Annotated in this window: 12 protein-coding genes and 1 pseudogene; 7 read left to right on the top strand and 6 right to left on the bottom strand. The window is 71.6% G+C overall.

What is annotated here, in order from left to right; translation table 11 throughout:
* A pseudogene (locus tag ABZ749_RS21650) lies at nucleotides 1-348 on the top strand (alpha/beta hydrolase); the annotation flags it as partial.
* A 19-nt stretch (nucleotides 349-367) separates the two neighbouring features.
* On the opposite strand, the gene ABZ749_RS21645 reads toward ABZ749_RS21650, so the two are convergent.
* Nucleotides 368-538, bottom strand: a complete 171-nt coding sequence (locus ABZ749_RS21645) for a hypothetical protein (protein ID WP_357230325.1) — start codon at nucleotides 536-538, stop codon at nucleotides 368-370.
* Nucleotides 539-735: 197 nt separating this feature from the next.
* Here ABZ749_RS21645 and ABZ749_RS21640 point away from each other — a divergent pair, with 197 nt between their 5' ends.
* Nucleotides 736-1,365, top strand: a complete 630-nt coding sequence (locus ABZ749_RS21640) for a hypothetical protein (protein WP_357230323.1) — start codon at nucleotides 736-738, stop codon at nucleotides 1,363-1,365.
* 111 nt (nucleotides 1,366-1,476) lie between these two features.
* A complete protein-coding gene (locus tag ABZ749_RS21635) occupies nucleotides 1,477-1,935 on the top strand; it encodes a hypothetical protein (protein WP_357230321.1) in 459 nt (152 codons plus the stop codon).
* Between the two features lie 36 nt (nucleotides 1,936-1,971).
* On the opposite strand, the gene ABZ749_RS21630 is transcribed toward ABZ749_RS21635, so the two are convergent.
* Nucleotides 1,972-2,877 carry a DUF72 domain-containing protein gene (locus ABZ749_RS21630; RefSeq protein WP_357230319.1) on the bottom strand — a complete coding sequence of 302 codons (906 nt, stop codon included), beginning with the start codon at nucleotides 2,875-2,877 and terminating at the stop codon, nucleotides 1,972-1,974.
* A 134-nt stretch (nucleotides 2,878-3,011) separates the two neighbouring features.
* Between ABZ749_RS21630 and ABZ749_RS21625 the strand changes: the two genes are divergently transcribed.
* Nucleotides 3,012-3,515 carry a DinB family protein gene (locus ABZ749_RS21625; protein WP_357196842.1) on the top strand — a complete coding sequence of 168 codons (504 nt, stop codon included), beginning with the start codon at nucleotides 3,012-3,014 and terminating at the stop codon, nucleotides 3,513-3,515.
* 46 nt (nucleotides 3,516-3,561) lie between these two features.
* Here ABZ749_RS21625 and ABZ749_RS21620 read toward each other — a convergent pair whose 3' ends face one another.
* A complete protein-coding gene (locus ABZ749_RS21620; RefSeq protein WP_357230317.1) occupies nucleotides 3,562-5,625 on the bottom strand; it encodes a glycogen debranching N-terminal domain-containing protein in 2,064 nt (687 codons plus the stop codon).
* Complete coding sequence (locus ABZ749_RS21615; protein WP_357230315.1) at nucleotides 5,622-6,071, bottom strand: SCP2 sterol-binding domain-containing protein; 450 nt, start codon at nucleotides 6,069-6,071, stop codon at nucleotides 5,622-5,624. Before ABZ749_RS21615 ends, ABZ749_RS21620 begins: the two co-directional genes overlap by 4 nt.
* A 161-nt stretch (nucleotides 6,072-6,232) precedes the next feature.
* Here ABZ749_RS21615 and ABZ749_RS21610 point away from each other — a divergent pair, with 161 nt between their 5' ends.
* The gene (locus ABZ749_RS21610) at nucleotides 6,233-7,279 is read left to right on the top strand and encodes an NAD(P)-dependent alcohol dehydrogenase (RefSeq protein ID WP_357230313.1); all 1,047 of its coding nucleotides are present in this window, start codon (nucleotides 6,233-6,235) and stop codon (nucleotides 7,277-7,279) included.
* Between the two features lie 9 nt (nucleotides 7,280-7,288).
* Here the strand turns inward: ABZ749_RS21610 and ABZ749_RS21605 are convergent, their stop codons facing one another.
* The gene (locus ABZ749_RS21605; RefSeq protein ID WP_357230311.1) at nucleotides 7,289-7,798 is read right to left on the bottom strand and encodes a DUF664 domain-containing protein; all 510 of its coding nucleotides are present in this window, start codon (nucleotides 7,796-7,798) and stop codon (nucleotides 7,289-7,291) included.
* Nucleotides 7,799-7,876: 78 nt separating this feature from the next.
* Between ABZ749_RS21605 and ABZ749_RS21600 the strand changes: the two genes are divergently transcribed.
* Complete coding sequence (locus ABZ749_RS21600; protein ID WP_357230309.1) at nucleotides 7,877-8,392, top strand: 2'-5' RNA ligase family protein; 516 nt, start codon at nucleotides 7,877-7,879, stop codon at nucleotides 8,390-8,392.
* A gap of 209 nt (nucleotides 8,393-8,601) precedes the next feature.
* Entirely contained in the window at nucleotides 8,602-8,787 is a 186-nt protein-coding gene (locus ABZ749_RS21595; RefSeq protein ID WP_238677098.1) for a hypothetical protein, read from the top strand.
* Between the two features lie 16 nt (nucleotides 8,788-8,803).
* Here ABZ749_RS21595 and ABZ749_RS21590 read toward each other — a convergent pair.
* The coding region (locus ABZ749_RS21590; protein ID WP_357230307.1) for a CorA family divalent cation transporter at nucleotides 8,804-9,065 on the bottom strand (262 nt) is incomplete at its 5' end.

Below are 9,065 nucleotides of genomic sequence, written 5' to 3'. Positions count from 1 at the left end.
GTCTGGCCAGGCTGGGGCTTCGGCGGGCGGCAGGCGCGCGGCGTTGTCCGTGACTGGGCGTACACGGCGCGGAGCGGCCGTTTCCCCCGGCTCGACGGTACGGACACCGAGGCGGCGGTCCGCGCGGTGCGGACCCCGGTGCTGGCCGTCAGTGTGGACGACGACCAGTTCACCCCGCACGAGACAATGGACCACCTCTGCGCGAAGCTCGTCGACGCGCCGGTGACCCGGGAGCGTTACACAGTGGCGCAGGCCGGGGCGGCACTGGACCACTTCACCTGGGTCCGGGCGAGTGCCCCGCTGGCGCGGCGGATCGCCGGGTTCGTCGGCGACCTGCCGCCCCGCTGAGCCGTACCGGCCGGTCGACTCACTCGTCCTGGTCCAGCGGCACGAGTTTCCCGTCCCGTTCCACCTGGATCTCGGCGTGCTCCTTGCGGGGTGCGACCTCTGCGGTGTTCCGGTGTGGGTCGTTGTCGGGGTGCATGAGCACCGCGTCTGTTTTGGGGGTCTTCTCCCGGCTCTCGTCCGGCTGCGACATCGCGTTCCCCTCTCGTCGGCGTCGCTCGGGATCTACCCGCCGCCGGGCGAACGACTCCTGCCCAGGGCAGGTAGAACCGCCGACGCCGCTGATGTCCGGTAGCGGCCCGCCACGGCGGTGATCGGCCCGCCCGGGGCGGGGTTAGCCGCTCGACCGGCGGGTAAGCCGCACCGCCCGACACGGCGGAAGGGGATCACATGTCCGAACGGCATACCGCACTGCGCTCGATGCACGATCTGGGCCTGGCGGCCTGGTTTGGCGGCTCCCTCATGGGTGCCTTCGGCGTCAACGGCGCAGCGGCGAAAATCAGCGACTCGACCCAGCGGCTCCCGGTCGCCTCGGCCGGATGGTCCAAGTGGACACCGGTCAACGCGGCCGCGATCGGCGCCCACCTGGCCGGCGCCGTCGGTGAGCTGGTGACCGAGAGCCCACGGGTGGCGGCCCAGGCCGGCGTGGGCCGGGTCAGCGCCATCAAGACCGCGTTGACCATCGGCGCGCTGGCGGTCACCGGTTACAGCCGGTTGGTCGGCATGCGGCTGGAGAAGGCGGGCGGTCCGTCGGTGAGCGGTGCCACCGAGCCGAACCACCAGACACCGGCCAGTGTGGCCTCGTCGCAGCGGCAGATGAAGCTGCTCCAGTGGGCCATTCCGGCGCTGACCGGGACCCTGGTCGTGGTCACCGCGTACATGGGTGAGCAGCAGAAGCCCGGCCAGGTGTTCCGCGGGATGCTCGGTCGCGCCGGTGGGATGAAGGGCGCCTCGAAGGGCATGATCAAGATGGCGGGGATGAGCAACGGCAAGCGGCCGATGGCGATGGCCGGACGCTGAACGGCAGGCCGGCCGGCGTCCCGCCGCCACCTCGACGGCGGGGCGCTGACCGGCCTGCGCGCGCACCGGAGCGATGACGGGTCCCGCGCGGGCGGCGGGCGTGCCGGCGACATGTCGTACGCCGCGCTCGGGCGGGCGGTCCCGGCCCGAGGACGGCACATCGTCCGCCGTAGCGGCGGACCGACGAGCGGGGTGGCCATGACGGCGCACGAGGGACGCAGCGGGAACAACGACCGGCTGGAGCCGGAGGCGACCAAGTCGTGGGGCACCGGCGACGGCTTCGACGCCGACGCGCCCTGGGGCACTGGCGACGACTCACCGATGGACGAGGGCAGCGAGGAGACCGCGGTGCCCGAGGGACGGCGCGGAGAGCGACGCGCGGGTGCCCCGGTGGGCCGGTCGGACCCGGCGGGACGACACGGCTTCGGCTCGGTCGAGCCGACCCGTACGACGATGGCCGGACCCGGTGCCCCACCCGATCCCGCCCCCAGCGGCAGGAGCTTCCCCGACGACGCGGACATCGGCGAGTCGACCCAGGACGCCCTGCGCAGCCGGGGACGGCGGTCCTGAGCGGACCGGCGTCGGGCCGGGTGACCGGTGCGAAGATCAGCCGGTCGCCGGGACGGCCTGCTCGACGAGCATCGTCTCGGCGAGCAGTTGCGCCAGCCGGGTGGCGTCGCGCTGGGCCTGCCCTGCGCAGCAGTTGTTGAACAGCACGTGCAACTCGTCCGAGAGGTCGGCGAACTCGGCCAGCAGCCCGGCCCAGTGTCGGAGCTCGTCCTCGGCGTACGCGTACCGGAACTTCTCCTGCTTGTCGCCCTCGCGCCAGGCGTCGCTGTGACCGTGGAACCGGACGATCGCCGGCTCCGCCGTCATGGTCAGGATCGGCGGCACCGACGACGGGTGCCCCTGTGGCATGTCGACGCAGACCAGGGACAGGTCGTGGGCGCGTAGCAGGTCCAGAGTGTCCGCCGCCGCGCCGTCGTCCAACCAGGAGCCGTGCCGCAGCTCCACACCGACCCGCCACGGGCGGCAGCGCTGCGCCAGCTCGACGATCCGGCGTTCGGCAGCGGGGCTGCGCACCAGCCACGGCGGGAACTGCAACATCACCACACCGAGCTTGCCGGCCGCCGCGATCGGGTCGAGGGCCGCGCGGAACCGGGCCCACAGCTCGTCGTACGCCGGCTCGGGCAGGTCTCGGCGGCGGATCCGGCTCGGGCCGCCGGCCGGTCGCAGGTCCCGTGGCAGCACGGCGACCGGTGTCGGGTGACCGGTGAAGAGGCTGAACGCCTTGACGTCGAAGGTGAAGTCGTCCGGGGTGGCGTCCACCCAGCCCTGGGTCGTCTCCGGCACCGGGATGGCGTAGTAGGACGTGTCCACCTCGACCATCGGGAACTGGCTGGCGTAGAAGCCCAGTCGACGGGCCGGCGTGCTGGCCGAGCGTGGGTACCACCCGGAACGCAGCAGGGACTGGTCCGCCCAGGACGACGTGCCCACCTTAATCACACCCATGTCATTCAGTGGACCGCCACCGGCGCGGATCGGCAACCGCTGGCGGGTCTTCGGTCGAGGAGGTGTCGTGCCCGGGAAGTGTCGGTGCCTCGCCCTACGGTGGCACCGGGTGGACATCAACGAAGGGTGGCGGCATGACCAGCACTGAGCGGCTCACCGGTGAGCGCGCCGATCTCCTGCAGACACTCCGCAGGCACCGCGGTTTCCTCCTGCAGACGGTCGACGGGCTCACCGACGAGCAGGCGGCCAGCCACCCCACCGTCAGCGGTCTCTGCCTCGGCGGCCTCATCAAGCACGTGTCCGGCGTCGAGCACCGGTGGATGCTCTTCGCCGCCGGTGGTGCGGAGGCGATGAACCGCGAGGAGATCGACTGGGTCGGTCAGTTCCAGATGTTGCCGGGCGAGACCCTCGCCGGGCTGGTCGAGCGCTTCCAGGAGGTGGCCGCCCGGACCGACGAGTTGACAGCGACCCTCGACCTGGACGCGGCGCACCCGCTGCCGCAGGCGCCCTGGTTCGAGCCGGGAGCGAGTTGGACGGTCCGGCGGGTGCTGCTGCACCTGATCGCCGAGACGGCCCAGCACGCCGGGCACGCCGACATCCTGCGGGAGTCGATCGACGGCGCCAAGACCATGGGCTGACCCGACCACCGCGCGGGCGGGCCGCGCGGTGGTCGCCGAACAAGCCTCAGCGGAGTCGGGTGCGTGCCCGAACCTCGGTGGTGCGGTCCCTGGCGTAGGCGTCGGAGTGGCCCCAGCGGCCCGGGATGTCCAGCAGTTCCAGCCGACCGAACCCCTCGGGCACGGCCGGGTTCACCAGCAGGTTGTCGCCGGTGGGTCGCAACCCCAGGGTGGTGCTCAACAGCATCAGCAGTGCCCCGGACGACCACGACTGCGGGCGCGCGGCCCCCGGCAACTGCACCGGATACTTCGTCAGGCTGCGCTCGTGCCCGGCGATCGCCTCCGGCACCGCGCCGCCGAGAGTCTGCGCCAGGTCGAAGATGCCGCCCGCGATCATGGCCGCGTGCGTGTCGCAGCCGTAACGGCGCAGACCGGCGGCGATCAGAGCGTTGTCCGCCGGCCACACCGCCCCCAGGTGGGCGCCCACCGGGTTGTACGGGCGCTGCCCGGTGGCGAAGGTGCGCACCCCCCAACCACTGAACAAGCGCGGTCCGACCAAATGCTCGGCGACCGTCTCCGCGCGGTCGTCCGGGACAATCCCGCTCCAGAGCAGATGCCCCATGTTGGAGGCCAACGCGTCGACCGGCTCACCGTACGGGTCGAGCGCCAACGCGTAGTAGTCCCGGTGGGGCAGCCACCAGTCCCGGTTGAAGCGGTCCTTCAGCGCCGCGGCTTCCCGCTCCAGCCGGTCGGCGTACGCGGGGTCGTCCCAGAACTCCCGGGCCAGCCGGGCGCCCCGCCTCTTCGCGTCGTACGCGTAGCCCTGCAACTCGCAGGTGGCGCGGGGAAATGCGGGTTGCCTGTCGTCGGCGCTGGTGATTGAGTCCGGGGAGTCCTTCCAGCACTGGTTGACGGCGCCGTGGCGCTCATTTCGACGCTGGTAGCGCACATAGCCGTCTCCGGTCAGGTCGCCGTACTCGTCGATCCAGTCCAGCGCCATCCGGGCCGGGTGGCGCAACTCGCGTACCAGGTCCCCGTCACCGGACCACCGCTCGTACTCGTCGAGCAGGATGACGAAGAGCGGGCTGGTGTCCGCCGATCCGTAGTACAGCGCGTTCGCCCGGTCGCCAAACACGCCGGATTCGCCGTACCGGAGGTGGGCCAGGATCTTGCCTGGTTCCTCGTCGAGATCGTCGTCGAGGTGGCCACCCTGCATGAAGGCCAGCATCCGCAGCGTCGCGGGGGTCAGTTGCGGGGTGAACGCCAGCGTCTCCAGGCACGTGATGATGCTGTGCCGTCCGCACAACCACATCGCCCACGGCAGACCGGCGATCGGCACACGGGCGTCGTACGACAATGGCCGGTACCGCAGTGCCGCCAGGTCGGCCAGGCTCCCCCGGTACATCTCCTCCAGTCCGGCGCGTTCGGCCACCAGTTGCGGCGCCTGGTCCATCCAGTTCGCCAGGCTCTCGCGCATCCCGGTACGCACGGCCCGCTGGTGGGACTCCAGGGAGTCGCGGACGTCCTGCCCCTCCGCACCGCCCATGGTCATGGCGATGTGCAGGTCGGTCTCCCACTTCCCCTCCGGAGCGATCCGGACCCGGAACGTCATTCCTCCCTCGTCCACCTCGACCGGTTCGGTGCTCCGCACTGTGGTCTGGCGGACGAAGCGCTGCCGTTGGTACCGCAGCACGAGCTGCTGGTTCGTCGAGTCCGCGGCGACCTCGACGGCCCGCTGGCGGAGGTGCCCGATCTCGGCGATGTCGGTGAAGTCGCTGCCCATCTCCACTCGTATCGTGAAGTCGGCCGGCTCCGACGAGTGGTTGAGCACCGTGATGTTCTCGTGCAGACAGTCGTGGATCGAGCGGTGGCGGATGATCGACACGTCGGCGTCGACGTAGTGGCTGGCCGCGCCGGGGACCAGGACGAACCGCGTCTCGAAGTACGTCAGGTCGTCGCGGGAGAGCGCGTTGATCCGTTCGCCGTCGATCCTGAGCACCCAGTGGGACAGGAAACGGGTGTCGTACGCGAAGAGCCCGACGGGTGACCGCGGGTCGGCCTCGATGTCGCCCTGAGCGTCGGAGATCGCGAACACGTTACCGGCGATCACGTGGAGCAGTTCCTGCCTCACGACCGTCCCTCCCAAGCGTGCACCGGGCGACGGTCTGAGGCCTGGGCACCCGCCGCGCTCCGGTCCGAGGGCCGAGCGGCAAGGGCAGCCCGGCCGAGCTCCCGGGGATGCCGGGCCCCGCTCGGCCCCCCGAAGATCCGCCGCAGCAGCATCAGCAGTCGCATGTCGCCGTGAACGGCGAGGTCGTTGCGCAGCAGCGCCGCGCCGGGGTGCAGCTGCCCGTTGACCATCCGGTCGAACACCCACCGGTCCGCGCTGACGACCAGGTCGGCGTCGTCGGCCGACCGTGCCACCTGAACCTGCTGGTCGGCGACTGTGAGGTACCAGTGATCGGTGCTGCCGTCGTCGCGCACGTCCAGCCGCAGCGTTCCCGCTGTGGTCTCCGGCAGGTCGGGCCGCCGACCGGTGTCCAGCTGTCGCAGGTACTGCTCCGCCGTCGCGCCCATCGGCTCCCCTCCCCACGGTTCCCCGCAGGATCACCCGCGTCGGGGTGAGCCCGGTTCACCCGAAACGGGTGAGGTGCCGGATCTGCTGCGGCGTCGGCCCGTTTGCTCTGGGACGAGGTGGGCAGCCCAGTGGTTCAGCCGAGCGGACGGGAGCACCGGTTATGCGCGCGCTGCGATTGCGGGAGTGGAAGTCGGAACCGGAGTTGGTCGAGGTTCCCGATCCGACGCCGGGGCCAGGTCAGGTGGTGGTCCGGATCGGCGGTGCCGGCGCCTGCCATTCCGACCTGCACCTGATGGACGAGTTCGAGCCCGGCACGATGCCCTGGAACCCACCTTTCACTCTCGGGCACGAGAACGCCGGCTGGGTGCACGCCCTCGGTGCCGGGGTGACCGGGCTGTCGGTCGGCCAACCGGTCGCCGTCTTCGGCGCTTGGGGCTGCGGCACCTGCGCCCGATGCCGGGTCGGGCTCGACCCGTACTGCGAGAACCCGTCCGCTGCGCCGGTACCGAGCGGGGGCGGCGGCCTTGGACTGGACGGCGGCATGGCCGAGTTCGAACTGGTCCCGGACGCGCGGCACGTCGTGCCTCTTCCGGAGGGTCTGGACCCGGCACAGGCCGCACCGCTCACCGACGCAGGGCTCACCCCGTACCACGCCATCCGGCGCTCCTGGCCGAAGCTGCCACCGGGCAGCACGGCCGTGGTGATCGGGGTCGGCGGGCTGGGGCATGTGGGTGTGCAGATCCTCAAAGCCACCACAGCCGCGCGAGTGATCGCCGTGGACACCCGGGCCGAGGCGCTGCGGCTGGCCGAGGAGTGCGGCGCCGAGCGCACCGTGACCTCCGGCCCGACCGCCGCCGAGGAGATCCGGGACGCCACCGGCGGGCGGGGCGCCGACGTGGTGCTGGACTTCGTCGGCACGGACACCACCCTGGCGCTCGGCGTGGCGGCGGCCCGCACCGTGGGCGACCTGACCATCGTGGGGATCGGCGGCGGCACCGTGGGGGTGTCGTTCTTCTCCGTGCCCTACGAGGTGAGTATCGCGACCACGTACTGGGGCAGCCGCCCCGAGCTGGTGGAGGTGCTCGACCTGGGTGCCCGGGGCCTGGTCCGTCCGAAGACCACCACCTTCGCGCTCAGCGACGCGCCAGACGCGTACCGCCAGTTGCGCGACGGGACCCTGGAGGGCCGGGCGGTGATCGTGCCGTGAGCCCGGCGGTCAGTCGGCCTGGAGGAGGCCGCGCACGTAGGCGGCCTGACCCACGTGTTGCAGGTCGTCGTCGACGATGCTGACCAACCGGACGCCGAGGGTGACCGGCGGGTCCCACGACTCGTCGACCACGCGGTCCAGGTCCGCCGGGCCCAGGCCGGCCAGCAGGCTTCCGGTACGCGCCGCGACCGCCTCGTAGTAGTCGATCAGCGCCTGCGCGCTCTCCGGCCGCACGGCGGCGACCTGGGTGGGCGAGTGCCCGTAGCCGGTGTTGTCGGGGTCGGCGGCGAGCCCGAACCGACCCGCCCAGTCGCCGCTCACCCAGATCTGCTCGGCGTCGAGCAGGTCGGCGACGTGGTGGTCCTGCACCCGGGTGAGGTGCCAGACCAGCCAGCCGACCGAGTTGGCGCCCGGTCCGGGCTGGTGGCGCAGTTGCTCGGGGCTGAGGCCGTCGACCGCCGCGCGGACGAGGTCGGGCAGCCTGTCGTACGCCTCGGTCAGCAGGTCACTCACGTCCACGGGCACGCCTTCCAGATCGGTTTCCGAACAGATACCGCCAACCCAGGGCGCGCAAACCTCGGCCGCTACGGTGATCGAATGGTCGCCGCGGTGGAGTTGTACCTGGACCCGGACGCCACCCGCCGGATCCGGGTGCTCTGGGACGCGCTGGAGGCCGAGGGGGTGCAGAGCATGCGCTCGCTGCTGGAGCAGCGCCACCGTCCACACGTCTCGCTCATGGTGGCGCCCCGTTTCGACCCGGAGCAGGTCGCCGAGGCGCTACAGGGGACTGTGGTGGCCGCCCCGCTGCGGCTCGACTTCCAGCATGCCGGCCAGTTCGTCGGTCGGGTGCTCTGGCTCGGGCCGGCGCCCACCCCGGAGTTGCTGGCGCACCACCGGCTGGTGCACGACCGGCTCGCCGCCGCCGGCATCGCCCTCGCCGAGCACTACCGGCCGGGGCGGTGGGTGCCGCACTGCACGCTCTCCATGCGGGTGCCGAACATTCTGATGGCCGCCGCGGTGCGCCGCTGTCTGGAGGTGTTGCCGCTGAGCGCGACAGTGGTCGGCGCGGCGCTCACCGACCACGCGCGAGGAATCGCCCACCCGCTGCCGTGACCGCACCTCGACCGTCGAGGCGTAATGTCCGGTTTGGCGGGCGGCAGTCGGAAACCCGAAAACAAGCGGTGCGGATGCGGCCGGGCGTGGGAAGGTTCGAGTGGCTGTCGTACCGGTGGTGGGCTGCTCACAGGCGGTCCGCCCGGCCGGTGTGGCGCGGGGTCACCCCGCGCCACCCACGGCGGCTTCGACGAGGAGAGGCAGGGCCCATGCAGGCTCAGCGCAGGCCACCGCGCACGGAGCGGAGCCAGACCCGGGACGACCGGACCGGCGGGGGAATGACCGGGGCGGCCACGCCACTGACGATCTGGGCGGCCGCCGTACTGCTCGGCCGGATCAGTGCCGGCGACGACGACGTCGAGGACGAACGGCACATCCTGCGCGGCATCGAGTGAATCCCGGCCGCGCGGGTCAGAGCCAGCCGCGCCGCTTGAAGATCACATAGAGGGTGCCGCAGACCAGCAGCATCAACAGCAGCGCGAAGAGGTAACCGAAGCGCCAGTTCAGCTCCGGCATGTGGACGAAGTTCATGCCGTACACGGTGCCGATGAGCGTGGGAGCGAAGAGGATCGCCGCCCAGGAGGAGACCTTCTTCAGCTCCTCGTTCTGGCTGTAGCTGGCCGCGGTGAGGCTGCGCATCTCCTCGTTCTGCTGCTGCGAGACGAGGGTGGCG

It is taken from the genome of Micromonospora sp. NPDC047753, assembly GCF_040642735.1.
In the GTDB taxonomy this organism is placed as follows: Bacteria; Actinomycetota; Actinomycetes; order Mycobacteriales; family Micromonosporaceae; genus Micromonospora.
Note: the sequence above shows the minus strand (reverse complement) of the source record. Positions and strands in the feature narration are given on the sequence as shown.